General features: G+C 49.0%; 22 protein-coding genes. 10 read left to right on the top strand and 12 right to left on the bottom strand.

The genetic code is table 11. The features are described 5' to 3' along the window. Positions 1-23: 23 nt before the first annotated feature. The 4 genes from ACKFKH_RS19910 to ACKFKH_RS19925 all read right to left on the bottom strand — a co-directional run bounded on the left by ACKFKH_RS19910 (position 24) and on the right by ACKFKH_RS19925 (position 4,528). A complete protein-coding gene (locus tag ACKFKH_RS19910; RefSeq protein ID WP_446860083.1) occupies positions 24-563 on the bottom strand; it encodes an HNH endonuclease in 540 nt (179 codons plus the stop codon). After that, positions 560-871 (bottom strand): hypothetical protein, encoded by a 312-nt coding sequence (locus ACKFKH_RS19915; RefSeq protein ID WP_446860084.1) that lies wholly within the window; start codon positions 869-871, stop codon positions 560-562. Before ACKFKH_RS19915 ends, ACKFKH_RS19910 begins: the two co-directional genes overlap by 4 nt. Before the next feature lie 134 nt (positions 872-1,005). After that, a complete protein-coding gene (locus ACKFKH_RS19920; protein WP_446860085.1) occupies positions 1,006-2,823 on the bottom strand; it encodes an ABC transporter ATP-binding protein in 1,818 nt (605 codons plus the stop codon). 235 nt (positions 2,824-3,058) lie between these two features. Then, on the bottom strand, positions 3,059-4,528 hold the full coding sequence (locus ACKFKH_RS19925; protein ID WP_446860086.1) for an amidase: 1,470 nt from the start codon (positions 4,526-4,528) through the stop codon (positions 3,059-3,061). A gap of 338 nt (positions 4,529-4,866) precedes the next feature. Here ACKFKH_RS19925 and ACKFKH_RS19930 point away from each other — a divergent pair, with 338 nt between their 5' ends. Continuing rightward, a complete protein-coding gene (locus ACKFKH_RS19930) occupies positions 4,867-5,919 on the top strand; it encodes a diguanylate cyclase domain-containing protein (protein ID WP_446860087.1) in 1,053 nt (350 codons plus the stop codon). A gap of 345 nt (positions 5,920-6,264) precedes the next feature. Here ACKFKH_RS19930 and ACKFKH_RS19935 read toward each other — a convergent pair whose 3' ends face one another. Continuing rightward, positions 6,265-6,669: a hypothetical protein gene (locus tag ACKFKH_RS19935; protein WP_446860088.1), complete on the bottom strand. Its 405-nt coding sequence runs from the start codon at positions 6,667-6,669 to the stop codon at positions 6,265-6,267. Between the two features lie 219 nt (positions 6,670-6,888). Then, positions 6,889-7,758, bottom strand: coding sequence for a hypothetical protein (locus ACKFKH_RS19940; RefSeq protein ID WP_446860089.1), 870 nt, complete (start codon positions 7,756-7,758; stop codon positions 6,889-6,891). A gap of 438 nt (positions 7,759-8,196) precedes the next feature. Here ACKFKH_RS19940 and hpsJ-B point away from each other — a divergent pair, with 438 nt between their 5' ends. The 5 genes from hpsJ-B (at position 8,197) to ftsY (ending at position 13,677) form a co-directional block, all read left to right on the top strand. Then, entirely contained in the window at positions 8,197-8,994 is a 798-nt protein-coding gene (gene hpsJ-B, locus ACKFKH_RS19945) for a hormogonium polysaccharide biosynthesis protein HpsJ (RefSeq protein WP_446860090.1), read from the top strand. Positions 8,995-9,227: 233 nt separating this feature from the next. Next, complete coding sequence (locus ACKFKH_RS19950) at positions 9,228-10,136, top strand: glycosyltransferase family 2 protein (RefSeq protein ID WP_446860091.1); 909 nt, start codon at positions 9,228-9,230, stop codon at positions 10,134-10,136. 390 nt (positions 10,137-10,526) lie between these two features. Further along, positions 10,527-11,249: a DUF502 domain-containing protein gene (locus ACKFKH_RS19955; protein WP_446860092.1), complete on the top strand. Its 723-nt coding sequence runs from the start codon at positions 10,527-10,529 to the stop codon at positions 11,247-11,249. Between the two features lie 190 nt (positions 11,250-11,439). Then, positions 11,440-12,066, top strand: a complete 627-nt coding sequence (gene nusB, locus ACKFKH_RS19960) for a transcription antitermination factor NusB (protein ID WP_446860093.1) — start codon at positions 11,440-11,442, stop codon at positions 12,064-12,066. A gap of 93 nt (positions 12,067-12,159) precedes the next feature. Next, positions 12,160-13,677, top strand: a complete 1,518-nt coding sequence (ftsY, locus tag ACKFKH_RS19965; protein WP_446860094.1) for a signal recognition particle-docking protein FtsY — start codon at positions 12,160-12,162, stop codon at positions 13,675-13,677. 165 nt (positions 13,678-13,842) lie between these two features. Here the strand turns inward: ftsY and ACKFKH_RS19970 are convergent, their stop codons facing one another. Then, positions 13,843-14,166 (bottom strand): winged helix-turn-helix transcriptional regulator, encoded by a 324-nt coding sequence (locus tag ACKFKH_RS19970; protein ID WP_446860095.1) that lies wholly within the window; start codon positions 14,164-14,166, stop codon positions 13,843-13,845. A gap of 146 nt (positions 14,167-14,312) precedes the next feature. Between ACKFKH_RS19970 and ACKFKH_RS19975 the strand changes: the two genes are divergently transcribed. Next, on the top strand, positions 14,313-15,089 hold the full coding sequence (locus ACKFKH_RS19975; protein WP_446860096.1) for an SDR family NAD(P)-dependent oxidoreductase: 777 nt from the start codon (positions 14,313-14,315) through the stop codon (positions 15,087-15,089). A gap of 60 nt (positions 15,090-15,149) precedes the next feature. Here ACKFKH_RS19975 and ACKFKH_RS19980 read toward each other — a convergent pair whose 3' ends face one another. From ACKFKH_RS19980 to ACKFKH_RS20000, 5 genes are all read right to left on the bottom strand, one after another. After that, positions 15,150-15,839, bottom strand: coding sequence for a Crp/Fnr family transcriptional regulator (locus ACKFKH_RS19980; protein WP_446860097.1), 690 nt, complete (start codon positions 15,837-15,839; stop codon positions 15,150-15,152). 191 nt (positions 15,840-16,030) lie between these two features. Beyond that, positions 16,031-16,891 carry a 3'(2'),5'-bisphosphate nucleotidase CysQ family protein gene (locus ACKFKH_RS19985; RefSeq protein WP_446860098.1) on the bottom strand — a complete coding sequence of 287 codons (861 nt, stop codon included), beginning with the start codon at positions 16,889-16,891 and terminating at the stop codon, positions 16,031-16,033. A gap of 95 nt (positions 16,892-16,986) precedes the next feature. Beyond that, positions 16,987-17,340 (bottom strand): DUF1257 domain-containing protein, encoded by a 354-nt coding sequence (locus ACKFKH_RS19990; RefSeq protein WP_446860099.1) that lies wholly within the window; start codon positions 17,338-17,340, stop codon positions 16,987-16,989. A 165-nt stretch (positions 17,341-17,505) separates the two neighbouring features. Next, the gene (gene ycf46 / locus ACKFKH_RS19995) at positions 17,506-19,014 is read right to left on the bottom strand and encodes a stress-responsive protein Ycf46 (protein WP_446860100.1); all 1,509 of its coding nucleotides are present in this window, start codon (positions 19,012-19,014) and stop codon (positions 17,506-17,508) included. Positions 19,015-19,153: 139 nt separating this feature from the next. Beyond that, positions 19,154-19,501: a hypothetical protein gene (locus tag ACKFKH_RS20000; protein ID WP_446860101.1), complete on the bottom strand. Its 348-nt coding sequence runs from the start codon at positions 19,499-19,501 to the stop codon at positions 19,154-19,156. Positions 19,502-19,670: 169 nt separating this feature from the next. On the opposite strand from ACKFKH_RS20000, the gene ACKFKH_RS20005 reads away from it, so the two are divergent. The 3 genes from ACKFKH_RS20005 (at position 19,671) to ACKFKH_RS20015 (ending at position 22,140) form a co-directional block, all read left to right on the top strand. Beyond that, on the top strand, positions 19,671-20,111 hold the full coding sequence (locus ACKFKH_RS20005; RefSeq protein WP_446860102.1) for a hypothetical protein: 441 nt from the start codon (positions 19,671-19,673) through the stop codon (positions 20,109-20,111). Between the two features lie 149 nt (positions 20,112-20,260). Then, complete coding sequence (locus tag ACKFKH_RS20010; protein ID WP_446860103.1) at positions 20,261-21,007, top strand: SH3 domain-containing protein; 747 nt, start codon at positions 20,261-20,263, stop codon at positions 21,005-21,007. Between the two features lie 344 nt (positions 21,008-21,351). Further along, on the top strand, positions 21,352-22,140 hold the full coding sequence (locus tag ACKFKH_RS20015; protein ID WP_446860104.1) for an SH3 domain-containing protein: 789 nt from the start codon (positions 21,352-21,354) through the stop codon (positions 22,138-22,140). Positions 22,141-22,245: the final 105 nt, after the last annotated feature.

Genomic DNA, 22,245 nt, shown 5'->3' on the forward strand with positions numbered 1-22,245 from the left:
GTGTGAACGACGATCGCTTCAACCTAAATTTGATCTTGCACGTCTAATAGAAGTTTGAGGATGGTTCGTTGTTCCTTTAGCAAAATTTGATGTTCTTCCAGCAAGGCGGCTTGTTGTTGACGAAGTTGTTCTAGCAAAGCCAACACCTCTTGTAACCGCGCTAATAACCGCAGCCTCTCACTTTGACTTTGTTTCTGTAGGCGATAGGCAACCAAAGGAGAACGATTTAACCGCAACCGCTCTAGTGTAAATCGTCCAATTTCTGTAATTGGGTACAGTTGACCATCAGCCAGCATCAGCAAATGAGTTGTAACGGACTCCTGGCGAGGATTCCACAAAGCTGGGACGTTAGAACTCGCTGAATAATAATCCGCCTTGTATTGATTACAGCGATTGCAGCAGTATAATATGTTACTCAAGTCGTCACTGCCGCCCTTGGATCGTGGATGGAAGTGATCGATCGTGAGTTCTCCGCCTGTATCGGTTTCGGCAACCCCACAATACTCACAGGAAAAGTCTGCTCGTTGACGAACTTGTTCACGAATTTTTGAAGAGATCGTCATGCAGAGCGAATGATCGAAAATTGAGTTAGCTGCTGTTTTAAGGCTCTAACATCCTGCCTTAGCGTTTCATTTTCAGCAGAAAGCGTTTGAATCTTCTGAGTGATTGTTAGTAAGTGATCGATCGTGGTGTCAACTTGAGTTTGTAATGCTTGAATGTTTTGAGAATCTTGGTTTTTAGAAAGTGTTACATTTTCCATTCCATCTTGCGCTGCGTACCACTGCGTTAGCTGAGTCTGTTCTTGCTCAGAAAGCGTCACTCCGCGCGTCAATTGATCGTGTAGCTGAATCGCAAAATCATCGCTAATCATAACGTTCAGTTCTTGCAAAAGATGTCTTGATCATATTTTATCCCGATCGCTCCTCCCGCCCAGTCAATCTCTTCTAAGCTGATACAGCAGAAAAAGGGGCAGACGAGAAATCTACCCCACCCGAATTTTAGTGATTAAGCCAGCAGTTCTCCGGTTTCTTGCAGGGAGTGTAATCGTTGATAGATACCACCGTGCTGCAATAGCTGATCGTGACTGCCGATTTCGACAATGCTGCCTTTGTCTAAGACGATGATTTTGTCCGCTTCTCGAACGGTACTGAGACGGTGAGCAATGATGATCAAGGTGCGCGTACCGAGAATCGATCGCATCGCCAATTGAATCGATCGCTCCGACTCATAATCTAAACTAGAAGTCGCTTCGTCAAAAATCAGCACATCCGGGTCAACAATCAGCGCACGAGCAATGCCAATTCGCTGACGCTGACCCCCCGATAATCGAACGCCACGTTCACCCACGACGGTTGAATACTTTGCGGGTAGCTGCTGGATAAATTCGTCTGCCTGAGCAATGTGACAGGCTTCGCGTACCTGGCTCATCGTGGCTTTGGGGTTGCCGTAGGTGAGATTGTCCAATAGGGTGCCGTTGAAAATATCTACCTCCTGGTGAACGATCGCTAACCGTTTTCGATAGCCTGTTACATCCAATCGGCGAATGTCTTGACCATCGATCAATACCGCTCCTTGATTGGGTTCAAAGTAGCGAAATAGCAGTTTGACCAACGTAGATTTACCAGAACCACTGCGACCGACAAGCGCGATCGTTTGATAGGGTTCGATCAGCAAGTTTACATCTTTGAGAACGGGGCGATCGACACTATAACCAAACGTCAGATGAGAGAATTCGACCTTTCCGGTGAATTGGTAAGTCGGGACTGCTGCCGGATCTTCAGCAAGACTGCTGGCATCGATACCGACGGGCGTTTGCATGAATTCGTGAAAGCGAGTCATCGGGGCGTAGCGGCGGGCAAACACTTCGGCAAGCTGGCTGATCGGCTCCACTTCGGCATACGCCATACTCGAAACTGTCAGCGTTGTAATGAAGTGACCCAGCGAAATTTTGCCTTGAACGGTGGCAAGCACTGTAATTGCCAGAACCAAAAAGACACAAGTTTGGACGATCGTGCGCTCAACCATGCCCAGTTTTACGTAGCCGAGGTGAATGCGATAATCCAGAACTTTGAACTCCCGATCGAGGCGTTGTTGTTGACGTTTTAACTCGGTGGTCTCGGTGGCGAAGGCTTTCACCGTTTTGATGTTGGTGATGATTTCAGACGTGCGACTCTCGGTGTTTTCGATGTACTTATCGAGTTTTTCTTCCTGGTCTGACAGTTTTTTTAACCCCGAAAGGCTATAGCAAAGAATGCCAATAAACGACATCAGCAACAGGAGCGCGATTCGCCATTCGATAAACCAGATCACGACAAAGATACCGATCACTCGAAAGAACTTGGGCAATAGCTGACTGGTGACTTCTGGATAAGTCCAGGTATGATTTGACAACCCTTTGGCCACTCTAGCGGCAATGCGACCGGAGTTGTTTTCGTCATAAAACTCGATCGGCAGCGTCAACACTTTTTTCAACGCTTTTTCAGCATGTTCTCGACGGGCCCGAAAGGCCGTATCCCAGGCAAACCAGGGGCCAAGCCAGGGCTGAATGGGCGCACGTCCTACTGAGACAAGACACACGAGAACAAGTAAAACCCCCAAAGCTAGATTTTTGTCTACAGGCAGGCTAGTAACTTGTGCTGTCCAGGCAACTAACCTTTGAACGGGACGATCGAGCGCCTGTCCCGAAAGCACATTGAGAATCTGACCGATCGCATAGGGAACAAACAGATCAATCACCTCAAACACGCTCATCATCGCAACACTAAACAGTGACACTCGCCAATAGTTGCGAAAGTAGTAGATGATTTCTAGAAACTTAGCCATAAAATCCCCCTGAGTGCGGCTGAGGTAGATGGGTTGTGTGACGTTTGGCAGACTGTCCCAACTACATATACTACACTATGCTACAAACAATTCCACAGAGGTTGAGTAAAATTGCCTCGATCAGGCAATCTGTCCGATCTCCTTTCACCGCTCAAAACAAAATCCTCATCCACATCGTTCGTAGATACTAGGTAGACTTGAATTTGAATTAGATTTTTGTTTGACGACTCAGTGCTTAATGGCTGTCGATCGCTAATCCAGGTCGATGCTGAATCCAGGGTTGAGCGGCTTCGATTTGGGCGGCGAGAGAGAGGAGTGTGAATTCATCCGCAGGACGGCCGACTAACTGAATGCCGATCGGGAGTCCATTTGGATCAAATCCCCCCGGCAGTGAGATCGCAGGTTGACCACTGACATTAAAAGCAGGGCAGGGCGCGATCCAGTGAATGATTTTCTCCAACGTTCTCAAAGGACTCAGCTTTGCCCACTCGCCCACTCGAATCGTAGGATGCATGTAGGTTGGCGAAAGCAAAATGTCGAAAGTATCCGTCAAAGCAACGACCTGACGCGCAAACTTTTGGAGCTTATGCAGCGATCGCACATACTGACTAGCCGGAGTAAATCGAGCCTTCCACCAGAGCCAGCGATTGACTTTCTCTAAAAAGAACGGCGGAATTCCTACATCAGTTTGGGTGCGCCAAATCACCGTGAAGGGATCTACTAAGTCGCCAAAATCAGGGGCGATCGGTTCGACTTCGTGACCCAGGTTCTCAAGCAATTGCGCCATTTTTTGCACGGCGGACTGACAGATCGGATCGGCCTCGCCTAAGGGTGAAATTGACGTAATGTATCCAATTCTCAATTTGCCAGGAGATTGCTGAGTCGCTGACAAAAACGAAGCATCAGGAGTGGGCAACCAGTAAGGATCGCCCGTCACATAGCCTGCGGTCACATCTAAAAACGCCGCCACATCTGCAACCGTACGCCCGATCGGCCCATTCACCGCACAGCCGCCCATATGGTCGCCAACAGGCGCATTAGAGATTCGGCCTCGTGAAGGTTTGAGTCCGACTAGCCCACAGCAAGCCGCCGGGCCTCTCACCGATCCGCCCCCATCTGACCCTTGTGCGATCGCACACAACCCCGCTGCCACGGCCGCTGCCGATCCACCACTTGACCCGCCAGGTGTATAGTCCAGATTCCAGGGATTGCGAGCAGGCGGAAAGCCCGGAGGCTCTGTGTAAGGAAACGATCCCAACTGCGACGTGGTGGTTTTGCCCAAAATGATGAAGCCTGCCTGTTTAAGTTTTGTCACCACCCAATCGTCGCGATCGGCAACACGCTTGCGAATCAGCTTTACTCCATAGGAACAGGGCACCTCTGCCACCGGATTGAGATCTTTGATGGCGATCGGGACACCAAAAAACGGCGGCAATTCTGCATCACTGACTAAATCGGTTAGCTGCTCAGTTTTGGTTTTGGCTTCTTGTAGGGCGCGATCGTCCATCATCGTGCAGTAACTTCCTAACTGAGGATTAAGCTGCTGAATACGTTGGAGATAAGCCTCAACCAGATCGACGGGTGAAACTTCTTTGCGGCGGATCAGTCGAGCCTGTTCTAATGCCGAAGTAAACGCTAAATCAACTGAATCCATGCCCACCCATCCCTTAAGCAACCTGTCGCCGATCGTACTCGCTGTTGCCATTTTTTGAAGCTCAGAGGTCAAATTCACTTTCTTGTAACCCCCTTGCTAAAACCATTTGCAAAGTAATCGTCAGCGTTAACTAGAAGCTCTTTGTTATTAGAGAGTTATTAGAGAAAGTTGGAGAAATTGGGCTTGTGCGATTGCCCTTAACCCTAACAAGGTTTGAGTCGAGAAATAGGCAATGCTACTGTTCGTAGTAAAGAACATTCTGGTTTCGCGCCTGACTCTATGGGTATTCTGCATAATAAGCTTTTTAAAATTTTCAGAATTTGCCTTTCGACTAGTGCTTCTATGACAGAGCATGGCAAAATCTGAATTGCCCCATCAGGAGTGCGTTGATGACTTCGGATTCCGCTAACATCTTGCTCGTGGATGACCACCTCAATAGTCTGCAAGCGCTCAGTCTTCTTCTCACTCGTCAAGGCTACCGAATTCGTAAAGCCACCAGTGGGGCGATCGCCCTACAGACCATTAGAGTCGAGCTTCCAGACCTGATATTGCTTGACATTCAGATGCCCCAGATGGATGGGTACGAAGTTTGTACAACCCTGAAGGCTGACCCGCTAACCTGCGACATTCCCGTAATTTTTTTGACGGCGCTCGATGATGTCGCTGACAAAGTAGCTGCTTTTAGCGCGGGTGGTGTGGACTATATTACCAAGCCGTTTCAAGCGTCAGAAGTGCTGGCACGAGTACAAAATCAACTGATGATCCAGCAGCAAAGAAGACAGTTGTTGGAGCAAAACCAGCGCTTGCAGCAAGAAATTCAAGAACGTCAGCGATTAGAATCGGCACTGATTCAGGCTAATTCAGATTTGCAGCGGTTGGCGTTGGTCGATAGTTTGACTCAAGTGGCAAATCGACGCTGCTTCGACGAACATCTCAACCACGAATGGCAGCGATTGCTTAGAGAACAGGCTCCGTTGTCGCTGATCTTATGTGACGTTGATTATTTCAAACTCTTTAACGACCACTATGGGCACCTGGCGGGAGATGCGTGTCTTTATCATGTGGCTCAGACCATCAATCGAGTGATCCGTCGGCCTGCGGATGAGGTGGCTCGCTATGGAGGCGAAGAATTTGTCATCATCTTGCCCAATACTGACGTGGCGGGAGCCGTCTTTGTCGCAGAGCAGATTCAAGCGGCGATCGCTCAACTTGCCATTCCCCACGCCAAATCGTTAGTCAATCCCTGTGTGACCCTGAGCTTAGGCATCACCAGTTTGACCCCGACCGCCGACAAGCTAACCCAGGATCTCATTGCTGCGGCCGATACTGCCCTCTACACCGCAAAATGTCAGGGGCGCGATCGCTGGCGAGTTCAGTGTGACCCAGCGCCCTCCCAAAACGACCCAAAGCCTTGTTTTAAACGATCGCACATCTCCGTCTGACCCTTTTCGATCCAGTTGATGCTGGAATTCTATGTCTAGGCGATGTGCAACTTTTTCTTAGCCCCCTTTTGAAGGTAGGGTTGATTCATTCTGATTGGAGAGAAATCGGTGAGACGTAAAGGCTTGCTCCACCCTCATCCCCGGCCCTTCTCCCATCAAGCAGGGTGGTTTCGTACACCAAAAGGAAAACCCGGAAGCCTGATTTTTCAGTCTCTGCGAACACTTTGTGGCGCGTAGCGTTCGTAACTTTGAGCGAACCTCAACGAAGGAATCAAAAATCTTCACTATTTTTTTCTTGTATGAAACCACCCTGCTTCAAAGAACTGCCCAAAAAGTAGATTCCGGTCAACCAGTTGGGGTGAGGCTGGGCGGCAAAGCCTGAGAGAAAGTCATCAGACGCGGAAGGAGCCAAAATCCAAAGTTGGGGCAAGTCGGCATCTGGGAGCGATGGTCGTCTCGTTTTGCCTGTCTCTGCAAGTCTGCTTGAGCTAAAAACAGCTTGAGCAAACAGTTTCTCACTTCTGTTGCAGAGGGTGGGTTGCGAAATGGCTCTAGCAAACAAGCGGTGGCGGCAATGTCACCGAGCAATCCTACAGGTTCACGATCGGTAGGCTCGCGAAAGGGCACAAACCGTACATCGACAAATCTTGACTCTCCAGGCACTTCTTGATTGAGGTAAACTTCGCCCAGCGAGACGAGAAAGGATTCTAAAAATTGCTTGCTGAAACTGTCGAATGGGGTACGGCTCATCAGAGTTTTGGGATGAGGGATGAGGGATGGCAGACTTTGGACTTTAGACAAAGAGGCATTTTGGTCTTCAGTCTTCAGTCTCTATGCGATGTGCAACTAATTCGCCCTCCTCACGAAGTGGGGCAAAGCCCTCCCAACCCTTCTCCCCAGGGAGAAAGACTTTCAAGGATTGTCCGGTTCCCTCTCCTGGGGGAGAGGGCTAGGGTGAGGGCAGTATTCTCAAGCGTTTGGAAAAAGTTGCACATCGCCTTTAGTCTTTAGTTTCTGGTCTTTAGTCTCTGGTCTATTACCAATTTTGAGCAGATAGCCGGAGTTGGTCGTCACAATCAGGTCGTTGCCGCTGCACCCGATTCCTGAAGGAATGCCATAGCGGGCTTTGAGAAGATCGACGATCGGCTTCACCTTCCCAGCGCGATCGACTTTTACCACCAGTCCCAAATTCGTCGTCACATACAAATCTTCGTTCTGCACTGCAATCATAAAGGGAATGCCAAATCCAGACGCTTTCAAATCGACGATGACAGAAAGTTTCCCGATCGGACTGACCCGCACCAACTGACCTTTGGATTGAGCCACTACAAAATCGCCGCCGCTCATCACAACTCCAAACGGATTGCCAAACTCAGTTAAGGTTGCGATCGGGGCGATCGTTCCTCCCGCGCTCACTCGCAAGAGCAGACCTGTCGATGCTGTGGTGTCTGTCGAGAGGGTGACGATGTACTCTGAGCCGTTAGCCACCACCCCAAACGGTGCCCCAAAGTCTCCAGCGATTTCTGAGAAGTCGGCGATTTTAGTATAAGTTCCGTCGCGCTTGACCCTGACGAGATAGTGCATGGGCAAATAGGCAGAGACGGTAACGATCCAATCTCCGGTTTGCTCAACGATCGCAAAGGGAATGCCCAAATCCACCTTGGCTAAATCGACTAGAGAACGAGTCGCCCCATCCGCCCCAATCAGCAACAGTTGACCATCCAGCGTCGGCACTCCAAACCCATCCCGGCTGATCGCAACGCCTTGCAGAGTATAGATATTTAAGCCTTGAGCGATCGGCTCGATCGTCACAGCTTTATTTACTACAGGTTCTTCCACCACCGTCCTCACTGATTTAGAGAAGTTTAGACAAGTATTGTGAAAAAGTCTCAGTTGGCCATTTTGTGTGTTTTCTGGCTTCTGATTTTGGTGAATCATTCACGACCCATTCATCCGCTCAGATGAAGTTGTCCCCAGATCCCAATTCTTGAATAAACAATTAATGTAGAATGACCAGGTTTCCGCAGAGGTTGCCCCCTCCGTTGTAGATCATTCTCGGTAAATGCACTCAGAAAACTTTTAGTGATTTTTCTGTAAACTTGCGGAACCATGAAGATGAACATTAGATAGGACAACGTACTTATCCGGATGTTTTAAGAAACTGACGCTGTAGAAACTAAAGGCGACCCCTTGCGGGTATCTCAAAAACCTGCTTTGCGGTCACTTAGCCATCAGCTTGTTTGAAATGAATCTAACCCTTACTCCAGTCTTAGTCGGATGAAAGCAACCAACTCTCTCCCTTCAGCCCCCATCGTTCTCAAGATTGTCGGAGTCATCCTGATTTTGTCTTCCCTAGTGGACTACATTTCGCTGCTGATTCCCTTCCGACTGTCTGACAAAGCTTGGCTTGCGGGTGCTGTCACTCAATTAGTCGATCGCGGCATTATCCCGATGGTGGGGCTTGCCTTTTTGTTTGTCGCGTATTTTCTCGAAACGGGTTCTTTTGTGGGCGATCGCGTCAAGCCGTTTTTGAGTCTTAGATTCTGGGCTTTGATTTTGGCCAGCATTTTGGGACTGATGTTTTTGGTCTTGGTGCCTCTGCATCTCAACAACACGCGGCAGGCTTCTGCTCAAGCGATTCAGCAAATCAATCAAGAAGCAACCGCCGCCGAAGGACAGGTCGATACTCAGGTGCTGCAACGTCAAGAACAGTTGAGTACTCTGCTCAAAGATGAAGCGCAGTTAAAGCGACTCAACGACACGATCGCCAGTGGTCAAGTCCAAGGTGATCAGCTAAAACAACTTCAAGAAGTGCAAAAACAACTAACCCAGCTAAAAGCCAATCCCGGTGCTTTAGAAGGTCAGGCCAAAGAAGCGCGAAACAAAGCCTTGATCCAGATTCGCGATCGCAAACAGCAACTTGAGCAGCAAGCCCGAACCGAATCCTGGAAAACAGGTCTGCGGGTTGGAGTCAGCAGCCTTCTCTTATCCCTGGGCTACTCGACGATCGCTTGGACAGGCCTGCGCGAACTGGGCATTTTTAGATCCCGTCGCAAAGCTCCCGCTCCCCGTTAATTTCATCCGTTGATCACAAGCGATCTTTTGGACTCCAAGGGTCGCTTTTTTGATGAAGATTTTTAATTCACTTTGAGGAAACTGCCAATTTCAAGGATCGTGAAGGGTACATTACAACAGCGCGATCGTTCTACCCATCTTCCCGAAACGCATCCGACCCTCTGAAAAGATTATCACCGCCCAAACTCTAAAACCACTCTAAAACCATCCCTCATCCCTTCTTCCCCCTCCGCATGTTCTCAATCTACATCCTCACCCACAACGAAGAAATCGATATCGCTGCCTGCATTGAGTCTGCTCTGCAATCAGATGATGTCGTAGTGGTGGATTCTTTGAGCAGCGATCGTACCGTTGAAATTGCCAGCCACTACCCTGTTCGCGTCGTGCAACATCGCTTTGAGAGTCATGGCAAACAGCGCACCTGGATGTTAAAAGAAGTTCCGGTGAAGCATGAGTGGGTTTACATTCTGGAAGCGGATGAGCGGATGACCCCCGATCTGTTTCAAGAATGTCTAAACACGATCGAGCAGGCTGAACATGTTGGCTATTACGCCGCAGAGCGCGTCATGTTTATGGGGAAATGGATTCGCCGCAGCACCCAATATCCTCGCTACCAACTCCGCCTCTTTCAGCGAGAAAAGGTCTGGTTTACTGACTACGGTCACACTGAGCGCGAAGTCGTTGAAGGCTCGACTGGCTTTTTGCAAGAGACTTATCCTCACTACACGTCAGGGAAAGGTCTGAGTCGTTGGATTGACAAACACAATATCTACTCGACGAATGAAGCGATCGAAACCGTGCGGCAACTCGATCAGGGTACGGTCAGATGGCGCAGTTTGTTTTTTGGAAAGTCAGAAGTCGAACGGCGACGAGCGCTAAAAGATCTGTCGTTGAGAATGCCTTTGCGTCCGATCGTTCGCTTCATCTACATGTACTTTTTTTTGGGCGGTCTATTAGATGGGCGTGCAGGATTTGCCTGGTGTACGCTGCAAGCCTTTTATGAGTATCTGATCTTGCTCAAAGTTTGGGAGATCAAAAATATGCCGCAGCACCAGCCTCATTCAGCAGACAAGATAGAATTGGCTCCTGGCAAATATCTCGAAGAGATCGCTCCTCCCATCTCAGAGGCGGATCACTGCTAGACTAAAACGGTTAGCCAGTCAAGATTTTGAATAGCCGTTTATCGAAACTAATCGGTTTCCCACGATCGTTGTGCATTGCTTTTACAAGGATGTTACGAATAATACCGATCGCGTTCGGATATTTCAGATTGGGGATCAATGATTAAATAAGAAAACTTCCCTGAGAAAGAGACCGAAACCTTGCAACATTCCTTTACAACCTTTACAAATAGTAATAGACGCTCCTAAAACTCTAGAAAGAAGGTTGAAAAACAGGCAAGACGAGGAGCACTTTAAACCTGCACATCCTCAAAATTTCATCGCTGCGCTCATCCATCTTTCTCATTGCCTTGATGAAAGGCAGCTTCTAACCGTGATACTTGCAGCCAGTTGAAGGAGAGTAAGCACCCTGTGATCCAACGCCTCAAACAAGACTTAAAAAATGACCTGATCGCAGGTCTGCTGGTGGTCATTCCGTTGGCCACTACGATTTGGTTGACGATTACGATCGCAAACTGGGTCATTAACTTTCTAACCCGCATTCCCAAACAACTTAACCCGTTTGATGGAATGCAGCCCATTTTGGTGAATCTGCTCAATTTTTTAGTGGGGCTGGCGGTGCCTCTGTCCTGCATTCTGCTGATCGGACTGATGGCCCGCAACATTGCTGGACGATGGCTGCTTGATGTAGGTGAACGAGTCCTACAAGCCATTCCTCTAGCAGGCGCAGTTTACAAAACTTTGAAGCAATTGCTAGAAACAGTTTTGCGAGACTCTAATGGTCGCTTTCGTCGCGTCGTTTTGGTCGAGTATCCCCGTGTGGGAGTCTGGTCAATTGGCTTTGTGACCGGAGCGATCGGTTCAGAGGTGCAATCACATTTTCCGGGAGAGATGCTGAGTGTGTTCATTCCCACGACCCCCAATCCAACGACAGGGTGGTATGCGGTCGTGCCAGAATCGGCTGTAATTACGTTGGCAATGCCGATCGAGGATGCCTTCAAGGTGGTGATTTCGGGGGGAATCGTCAGTCCTGATTCGGCAGCTTTGGCAACGTTAACCAACGTCAGCAGCAAACGAGAGCGCACGTTGGAACCTCTAATTGACACGACAAGACAAGCGATGCTCGAAGAATAATCACGTTTAGAACTGGGACGATTGAAGAATCCTGCTTTTGAATTTCAACGGGGGTCATCTTGACCTCTTATTTTTTGAGATGAAGGCTTCTGTCTAAAACCTGGGAAATCCCTTTGGTCTAAACCCCCGACCCGTCCTCAAACTTGCTAAGATAGCCAAGCGATACAGAACCTAGCCAACCCAAGCCGCCATGCAAGCCCGCCGAATTGCCCGTGAACTGGCTCTTTTGAGCATTAGTCAACTGCCTGCCAAGCCAGAGAAATTGACCACTCAAAAACTCCAGGATTTGGTCGTGGCATCCGTTCGCACCCTGGCTACCGAAGCAAGAGACGCGCTGGAAACCGCTTCTGCCGAATTGCAACGCAGCAACGCTCAACTGCTCAAAAGTGAAACTCGTACCAGCGATGTCGAGAGTGCAAGAGCCATTTTGAGAGAAACGATCGAACTCACTCAAACTGCTATCAACCGAGTCGGAAGCTCGATCGAAATTCCCGAATTCATTCAACTCACCAACCAATCAGACGTTCGCAACTACGCAGTCGAGATCATTACGCGACTAGTTTCAGAACGCTCAGAAATCGATGCCATCTTAGAAAATGCGCTGGTCGATTGGCAACTTAGCCGTCTAGCACGAATCGACCAAGATATTTTGAGAATGGCGATCGTCGATATGGTCTATCTGGGCATCGATCAACGTGTGGCGATTAATGAAGCGATCGAGCTTGCCAAACGTTACAGCGGCGAAGACGGACACCGATTTATCAATGGCGTTTTGCGTCGAGTCACTGAGCAGCAGCCCGCCGGATCAAAACCTTGAATCTGTGGGGAAATCTGTGAGGACTTAGCGCTGCAAACGACTCCCGCTTCCGCTTCTGTTCTACAGTAATGAGAGAAGATTCAGGTACAGGCAATGACGTTTAATTGGTTTAACCGGAAATTTGATCAAAAAGGCGAGGCGGCACCTGCTGAACCTGTCCAACCTGAACCTGACCCAACTCCGACCGAAGAAGCACCGCCAGCCGTTGCCGAAGATTATTTGAACTTCGCTAAGGCAGCCTATGAAAACATTAAAAAACGTCAGCAGCAGTCCGAAGAAGCGCCTGTAGAAAGTGCTGAACCGACTGAAGCGATCGTAGAATCCCCTTCAGACACCGTTGCTGAAGATATACCTGAACGGATCGCTGACCCAACTACGACTGCCGAAGTTCCAGAAACCGCCGCCCTGATAGAAGAAGCTATCCCTGAAACGGCCGTCTTTGCGGTTGATGAAACGCCTGCCGAAATTGCACCACTCCCTTTTTGGGCGCAGGCTGACGCAGAGCGAGAAGCCCGTTTAGAGAGACTTCGAGCAACGGCGATCGTAGAGGAGCCAGAGCCTGCCGTTCAAACGGCCCAACCTGAACTGGTAGTTCCTGATTTCACACTGGATGAAGGCTTTCTCTGGTCAACCGAAGTGCTGGCGGCTCAAGGTCGTCGCGCTGAAGATGTCACCCTCGAAGAAATTACCTGGCTCAAACGTCTGCGCCAAGGGTTGGATCGGACTCGTCGCAATCTGGTCAATCGTCTCAAGGCAATTGTCGGTCAAGGGCCGCTCAACCAGGATGCCGTCACAGAAATCGAGTCGCTGCTTTTGCAAGCTGATGCAGGCGTTGAAGCCACCGATAAGATTATCGACGCGCTGCAAGCCAGATTGCGAGAAGAAGTGCTGCCACCAGAGCAAGCGATCGCCTACCTCAAACAACTGCTGAGAGAATTACTCGATCGTCCGCTACAGTCTGCTCACACGCCTGTTTTTGTGCCCGAAAAAGACACGCTCAACATCTGGCTAATTACTGGAGTCAATGGGGCTGGCAAAACGACGACGATCGGCAAGCTGGCTCACATTGCTCAAAAGTCTGGCTACAAATGTCTGATTGCGGCTGCCGATACGTTTCGGGCTGCGGCGGTCGAGCAAGTGAAAGTTTGGGGTCAGAGAAGCGACGTGGAAGTAATTGCCAATCCGGGACAAAATACCGATCCGGCGGCAGTGGTATTTGATGCGATCGCGGCGGCCCAATCACGAGGTACAGAACTTCTCTTGGTAGATACGGCGGGGCGGCTGCAAAACAAAAAGAATTTGATGGATGAACTGAGCAAGATTCGTCGCATCATTGACAAAAAAGCGGTAAACGCAAAAGTTGAGTCGCTCTTAGTTCTTGATGCCACACTGGGACAAAATGGCTTGCGACAAGCGCAGGTATTTTCTCAAGCGGCTCAGTTAAGCGGCGTTGTGTTGACCAAACTGGATGGAACCGCAAAGGGAGGCGTGGCGCTGGCCGTCGTTGAAGAGTTGGGGTTACCGATTCGCTTTATCGGTGCAGGAGAAGGCATCGAAGATTTGCGCCCGTTTTCTAGCTACGAGTTTGTAGAAGCCTTGATTAGCGGTTAAGGATTGTGCGAATTGCGGTTCTGACTAATATGTAAGCGATCGCAGTATCAGTCTATCGAACCTACCGCAGTAGGTTTTGGATACAGTCATCTTCATCCATTATCCTGAGCAGAGATTGTCAACTCTAACCGATCGTTTTTCGTCGATTGGCTCCAATACCTCGTGCTACTGGTTGGCAGCATCTATTTCGTGCTGCAACTCCGAAACAGCATCCAAAATTGAGACGAAGCGTTGCCCAAAACTGGTTAGCTTGTACTCAACTCGCGGCGGAATTTCTCCGTAAGCAATCCTTTCTAAAATCCCGAAGCCTACCATTTTGTTCAGGCAGTCACCTTGGACTTTGGTCGTCAGTCCATCAATCGATCGCGTGATAGCTCCGGGACGATTCACTCCTTGGCGAATCAACGTCAAAATTCGGATTGACCATTTACAGCCAACGATGTATTCCAGCATTGCGGCTGAAGTTACTTCTGGTTTGCCTCTACTCATTTTGCATAACTCAAAAATTTTCTCCCGTCCTGCCTTAATTTCTACCAGAAAGTAAGTACCCCACCCAAAAGTGCTGACTTTTCTACTCGTACTCAGTTGCTTAAGATGCTGTAGTTACCATCTATTGCCTCGGAAAGGAAGTAATCATGTACTCAGAGTTTAGGCAAAAACAAGCACTCATCATCGGTGGGAGCAGTGGTATTGGACGAGCAGTTGCAGAAAGTCTTCTCAGCCAAGGAGCGATCGTCACCATTATCGGACGCAATCTTGCAAAACTTCAAGCAACGGCATCTGATCTCGAACCGTACGGGAACATCCAAATTTGGCAGGCAGACATCAGCGATCGCCGAGATACATTTCGGCTGGCTGATCAAATTGCTACCAAACTCACGAATGTTCACTACCTCGTAAATGCTGCGGGTGTTTTTCTGCCAAAGCCATTTCTCGAACACTCAGAGGCAGACTACGATCGCTATCTCAACCTCAATCACGGCACCTTCTTCACAACACAGCAGGTCGTTCGGAATATGGTACAGCAGAAACAAGGCGGTGCAATTGTCAACGTTGGCTCAATGTGGGCACATCAAGCGGTATTAGCAACCCCATCTTCTGCTTACTCAATGGCAAAGGCAGGCTTACATTCGCTCACACAACACTTAGCAATAGAACTCGGTCAGTACAAAATTCGGGTGAATGCGGTTGCGCCTGCTGTCGTAGAAACTCCGATCTATGGAGCGTTCATTAAGCCGGAAGACATTCATACAACGCTACAAGGGTTCAATGACTTTCATCCGATCGGGCGTGTCGGACAACCTATCGATGTTGCAGGGGTTATCACATTCTTAATGTCTAATCACTCCTCCTGGATCACGGGGGCGACCTGGAATGTGGATGGTGGAGTTATGGCGGGACGTAATTCTTGATCTTGAGGCTGGTGGATCAACTTCAAATTCCTGCTGTATCTGAAACATAAGCAGGACAACTTATCGTTTACCCGCCAGATTCATCAACTGTTTGAGGTTGACGAGGTGAATTACCTGCTTACTTGGATCGATTTTGATCCAGCCTTTGCTGTCGAGCTTCTCTAGAATTTTGGTCGTCTCGTCGGCGCTGATATCTGAGACATCCGCCAGGTCTTTCGCCGGAACGTTGAAAATATCCGTCCCGCTGCCCGACTCCTGTCCGTAATTTTCACCCAGTGCCACCAGCGTATTTACCAGCTTGATTGCAGGCGGTTGGTTGCGGAGTTGAAAGCGAAAATTGGTTTGGCGCAGTCGTCTGACCATCAATTGCAGCATCCGATGGTGTAGCTGCGGATCTTTGAAGAGGGTTTGGATAAATCGCTGTGCTGAAATGCTCAAGAGACGCACATTCGACAGGGCAATCACATCGGTCGATCGCGGCGACTCATCCAAGATCGCCATCTCACCAAAAAAGTCGCCCCGTCCCAAAATCGCCAGCGTCGCCACATCCTCACCCGTTCCAGAGTGCCGACGCACCTTGACCCAGCCATTCACCACAAAATAGACAGCATTTCCCCAAGCATCCTCCATCAAAACGGCTCTGCCAGACGGGTACTCATGCTCAGTTGCCACGGATAGGAGCCAGTCTAAGGTCTCTGGATTGGCCGCAGCCAGCAACGGAAATAGCTCACTGAAAACTTCAGTCTGCATGAAAATGATCTTCAGGGAATTTTGTAGTGGACAATCACACGAGAAAACGTATCAGATGAGACACATCTCTTTCTATCTTGGCAAGAATTGATAGCCTTGTCTCAGGGCAATTCTACGGATTCTTAAAGGTTGCCATGTAGAACAGTTGTGAATGCTCGATCGTTCTTCACCTTCAACCGTGAAGTCTACAGCTAAGAATTAACAACCGAGGCGATCGCTGTCCTCATTCTAGGCAATAGCGACTCTACATAGGGTGCCCATCCGATGACGATCGATTGCTGATGTGCCAAAGTTTCCAGGTTCATCGCGTCATCTGCATAGCTCAACTCGTTGCCGTTCAGGTCGCAGCAGACCAGTCCCGCGACTTTTGCTAGCGCCAGGGGTGCTACCGTATCCCAAACTTTCACTCGACCATTGAGATAAACATACAGCCCAGCCTGACCCATGATCACGTTCATCACCTTCAGCCCAAAGCTACCCAGCGAGTAGACAAATTCCACTTCAGGAATCGATCGAGAAATGGCCTCCCCAAAATTTTCTCGGTCTTTGTTACCAACAATCAAGCGAAAACGATCAGGCGAAGGCGGCTTGGGTTTAGAAGGTGATAGCTGCTGGGGTGTAAAGTCTGCGATCGCTTGCCACAATCCTTGGTCGCTCCCACCGTAGTACATCACATCCTGTTGGGGCGCATAGATCCAACCTGAGACAGGCTGATTTTTCTCTAAGAGTCCGACCATCACTGCATAGTCGGGTCGGCCGTGAATAAAGTCTTCCGTGCCGTCAATCGGATCAATGCACCAAAGCCGAGGGTTACCGGACTGAAACTGCGCTCTCGACTCTGAATTCTCTTCTGTGATCACGCCATCTTGAGGAAAGAAGTGAGCAAATCCCGCAGAAAGTTGGCGATCGAGCATTCGATCCACATTCGTCACAAAGTCAGCCGGAGCCTTTTCAAAGATTTCTAACCCCTGGGCTGCCATTTGGTTTGCTTGCTGCCCGCACGATCGAATCAGCGATCGTATCTGAGTATCCCGGTCGTTATCAAAAGTCATGATGATTAGGAAGCAGCAGCAGTGCCATTTTGGCACAAAAAAACGGGTTAACCTAACGAAGGGCTAACCCGCCAGCTTGGGAACGCGCAGAGAAACTACTTTTGCAGAACTAGCTTAACGTTCGCGTTTTGCAGACCAGGACGCTTGACCTCAGAGAGGGTCTTGTTCACAGCGTACTTCTGGTTGATAGAGTTGATCAATTCGGTTTGGTTGTGCTTTTTAGCAACGCCCCAGAGGTCAGCAATGAGGTCGAAAGAACCATCAGCATTGCGGCTCCAGCCCAAATCGTATTCGCCTTCGAGGACTGCAACGATATCAGAGCGAACGCGCTGACCGTTGTAACCACGCACATCAGCTTCAGTTTTAACGTTGATGCCGAGGTCGCGAAGAGAAGATTTGAGGATTTCAGCGTCGGTGATCTTGGTACGCAGAGTGCTAAAGTGAGACATTGGGGTTTCCTCCAGTGGAAATTTGAAAACAACGACAACGTTTCAGAACTACGAGCTTTGAACTGTGAGTTTTGAGTCTAACAACCCATCTTTCATGATTCATCGCTCTTTCGGACTACTGGCAAATGCCAGCCTTTCCTCCTGTTGGGAAGCAGGAGAAAGCTTTTAGAACTCAAGCCGCTGATATTCTGCGACTGAGGACGCAGCAGGCCGCGCTCGCTGCCTGGCCCAATCCCGAAGGGCCGTTACCTGCTCTGTCATGGTCTTGGATAGTGGCATTGTGGCTCGACTCGCCGCAATAATATCCAATTGGGTAAACTCTCTGTCCTGAGCAAAGGCTTCATACATGGCAGCCACGAGTCCTTGCTCGATTTCGGCACCAGAGAAGCCGTCACAGACACTTGCTAGCTGATCCAGGTCAAACCGTTCAATTTCACGGCGACGCTTGGATAGGTGAATTCTGAAAATCTCTTTTCGCTCTTCAGCAGTGGGCAGGTCAACGAAGAAGATTTCGTCAAACCGTCCCTTTCTAAGGAACTCTCCGGGGAGACGCTCTACACGATTGGCAGTTGCCATGACAAAGACGGGAGAGGTTTTTTCCTGCATCCAGGTCAGGAAGGAACCAAAAATCCGACTGGATGTGCCACCATCTGAGTCAGCCGAGCCACTTGTCCCAGCGAAGGCTTTGTCCATCTCGTCAATGAATAGAATTGCGGGTGAAATAGATTCAGCGGTTTTGAGGGCGTTGCGAAGGTTGGCTTCCGATCGTCCCACCATCGACCCGTCATACACCCGACCCATATCTAACCGCAGTAAGGGCAATCCCCACAACCGAGAGGTCGTCTTGGCAATTAGCGACTTACCACAACCCGGTACTCCTAAAATTAGCATTCCTTTAGGTTGAGGTAAACCGTACTCTCTAGCCCTCTCTGTAAAAGCGTTTGAGCGTTGAGTCAGCCACTTTTTCAATTCTTCGAGTCCGCCCACTGAGTTGAGAGTTTCATCTTCTTCGATATACTCCAGAATACCGTTGCGACGAATAAGCTGCTTTTTCTCAGAAAGAACAATGTCAACTTCTTCTTCGGTCAGGCGGCCTGCTGTCACCTGTGCTTTACGGTAGACCTTTTCCGCTTCATCTCGCGTCAGCCCTAGGGCTGCTTTCAACAACTTCTCGCGAGTCTCGGTTGTAATCTTGCGTCCACGAACTTGTTCAAGCTGGTTGGTCAAAACCTGATTCAGTTCCGCCATGTCAGGCAGGGCAAAATCAATGACAGCAACCTCTTTCTCAAGCTCGATCGGGATGTTTTGTACCGGAGACATCAGAATAATTGCTTTCTGAGTGCCTTTGAAGCTGGCGATCGCATCTCTAAGCCACCGAGTCACCGCAGGCGAGTCAATGAAAGGATGCAAATCTTTGAAGACGAAGATACCAGGCTCTCGCTGACGCATCACCCACTCAACGGCCGCTTCGGGCGAAACCGTGTTGTGCTGAGTAACGTTGCGCGGCTGACCGTATTCAACAATTCCGTGAGTGACAGTCCAGAGGTAGACACGGCGAACAGGCTTGGCTTGGGCGATCGCAGCAATCGTCTGCTCGGCTCGCTCCTCTTCTGAGGTCACAAGGTAGATTAAAGGATATTGAGCTTGTATGAGAATATTTAGCTCTTCTTGCATAACCACCCAACTCATTAGAAACGGCGCAGATCGATTGTGATACGAGAGGTTCCCGACTGTCTGCTAGAAACGCCACAAAAGTAAAAAGTAGCGGTGAAGCAGGGGGAGGGGAAAACAAACTTTCTTTGTAAGGAGGTAACTAGCAGGGGACGAGTTCGCCCTCTCCTTGATTTCCGGCGGCAGAACCGACCTTCTGCTTTTCAACGGGAAGCGGCTCACCAGTCACTACACTAGGTTCTTTACCTAGAGGAACAATTTCACCATCCTTTAGAACGACTGGAGTCGTACACTCAGGACAGTTGTAAATCCGGTGAGTTTGACCGTGAGCTTCCTCTAGTTGTTCAACCATTTCGGGATGGGTGAGGTAGAAGACGAGTGCCTTTTCCGCTAGGGCTGACATCGCCTCAGCAGCAACGGCGGCTCGAATTTTTAGCTGTCGGTGCAATTCTGGCGGAAGATACAACGTGACTTTTTGCTTGTCTTGCATATAACTCTCAGTCGTTTTACCCGGGTATGTGAATCACGATATCGGCTGTTTTCGGGGCTGTCAAGATGCTAAACCAGCATGACGGCAATATTGTTACACTTCTTTACAAATGAGCGTGAATTTTAGAAACTTCTCCCCTAAAGTCAAGGTCATCTATCTCCTAGTGGGGATGGTTTTGACGGTCTTTTTATCGGGCTGTGGAGCAAACGATCGCAACCAGGCTGGCAATTGGACAGTCTATCGAAACGATCGCTTTGGCTTTGAGTTTTTGTACCCCGATCGCTGGGTTGCCTCCATTACGCCAGAAAATCGAGACGGAATGGCCTTTAGCGACCCGACCAATCCCAACGTCGAGATTAGAGGCTGGGCAGGAACGGATCTCAGTGACCAAAGAAAGTCAACCCCGTCGAATTTTACGACTCAACAGGGAATTTCAGGAAATCTCGAAATCAAAGTTGACGCGAAGGTGAGTTCGATGACGATGACGATCGTGCAAAACAAGATTCGCTACAACTGGCGTGGTAGTGCCCCAAGTCAACAATTTGATAGGTTCTACCAATTTTTTTACTACATTGTTAGCCGCTTCAAGATTTTTGCCCCCCCAAGATAGTTTGACTGCAAAGAAGTGCGAATCCAAGGGATTTTTGGGGTCTGCACTATTTGTAGAAACTGTTTGTAAAAGAGGTTTCGCGATCAGTTTTGGGCAATCTACACATAAGACGGGTGGATAAAATTGTGTCGCAAAACTGAGGCGTTGTGATGGTTTCTAGAGTGAATGGTGTCTTGAAATCTCCTTTGGCAGTGGGAGTTTGTATTACAGCTATCGTTACAGTTGCAGGAACAATTTATGCAGTCTTAAGCCCTCGATCGGATTCCTCCACGCTTCAGTCAACGGCGATCGCAACTGCGACAAAACCTGACTGTCAGACGATCGTTAATGACCCACACCCGCCTCTGAATATCCGTTCTAGCCCTGTTGAACTGAAGGGCAACGTGGTTGGACAGGTCAAAAATGGTGAGACGCTGGCGGTGGTTGGAGGAAATGAATCCTGGTTTGAAGTGAGTTCGCCTGTGCGAGGCTGGGTGGATCAGTCGCTAACAAAGACCGTCTGTGGGACGACTGCTCAAGTTGGTGATGCGAAAGCTGAGATTGCTCGGTCAAAGGAGTTGGTGCCGCAAGATCAAGGCGATCGTCTTTTGGCGAGTGCGATTTCGGTTTATCAAGCAGGAGATTTGCAGGGGGCGATCGCGTTAGTAAAAACAATTCCTTCTAGCAGTGTTGCTTACCCAAAAGCTCAAGCCAAGCTCAAAGAAATGCCGTCTGAATGGAAGCAGGCACAATTGCTTTACAACACCGCAGAAAAAGCACTCAAGCAAAGTAAATGGGAAGTGGTATTAAAGCTTGTAGATGAGTTTCCAGACATTCGGTTTTGGCGAGAGAAACTGGCTCCATTAGTTAAAAAAGCTATTGAGCTACGGCATACAGCGAGTTCAAAATCTAAGTAAGAAACGATAACATCTCATTGATAAGGTCGAAACCTAATCGATTAGAAACATAGCAGTTCTAAATCGATTGTGAGAATCTTCACATATCGGGTTGTTAGTCATTAGTTACATAGCTATTGATTGACGATTAACCACGAACCACCGAATTATCACAACTTAGTTAGGATAGCTGTAGTAATGGTTGATGGCACGATGATTGGAATGGATAGTTGGTAATAGACCTGATAGGGGTTAGCAGTTGATCACTTTTTGGAAAAGTTGTGCATTTGACTGAAACTTATTGTTTGTTCCGATATTTACACCTGCCTTGGTGAAGTTAAGTGTGATCGCAGATACTCAAATATATGGCACCTAAATCGGTTCTTATTGTGGCAGGCTTGGCGGGGCTTGCTGCTGTTATGGGCATTACTTCCGCTGTGATGCAGTCTCAATCTCCTCAGCCAACGGTGACGATTTCAGAATCACCTAACGCGATCGCGAGTGCATCCCCAACTCCCAACCCTCAAGCCACCAATTTCTCTGCGCCAAAACCTTCGGTACAATCTCCTGCCGATCAGACAGTTGATCAAAATCATGAACCAACGGAACCTGAAAACTCTGCGGAAGCGCTGCGTGAGGTGGAGTCTTGTAAGGTGACAATGGCAAAAGTGAGTGACCCAAATCCGCCTTTGAATGTGCGATCGACCCCCGACACCACTTCAAATGACAATGTGGTCGGTCAACTCAAAAACGGTACCTTTGTCACAGTTACGGGTGAGCAAGAAGGCTGGTTTCGGATCAGTACTCCGGTTAAAGGCTGGCTTTCGATTAAAAATGTGGAAAGCGGCTGTAATGGGAAGGTCGAGCGAGTCAGCTTTGGAAAGGGTGGAAACTCAGTGGAGATTAGCGATCGCTTTATTGGGGTCGGTTCTCATGAATATCGCTTGAACCTGGCAAAAGGTCAGATGTTGACGGTGAGAAGCGAGAAAGGAGATCTGCCGTTGATTTTTGCCCCAAACGGCAAGGTGATCAATGACCCTCAAGACGGAAAACAGGTTTGGATGAGCGAGCTTCCTTCGACAGGCGACTACAAATTGCAAATGGAGTCCAATTTCAAAGGCTACAAATACGCTTTCTCAGTAGAAGTGAAGTAGAAAGTCGGCGATTGGATCAGGGTAACAAAGACCCAGTAGATTGAAAGCAGGGATTTTGGGGTCGGTCACTCGTTGTTAGAATCTGCTGAAGCGAAGGCTGTAACC

This window comes from Phormidesmis sp. 146-20 (genome assembly GCF_052939475.1).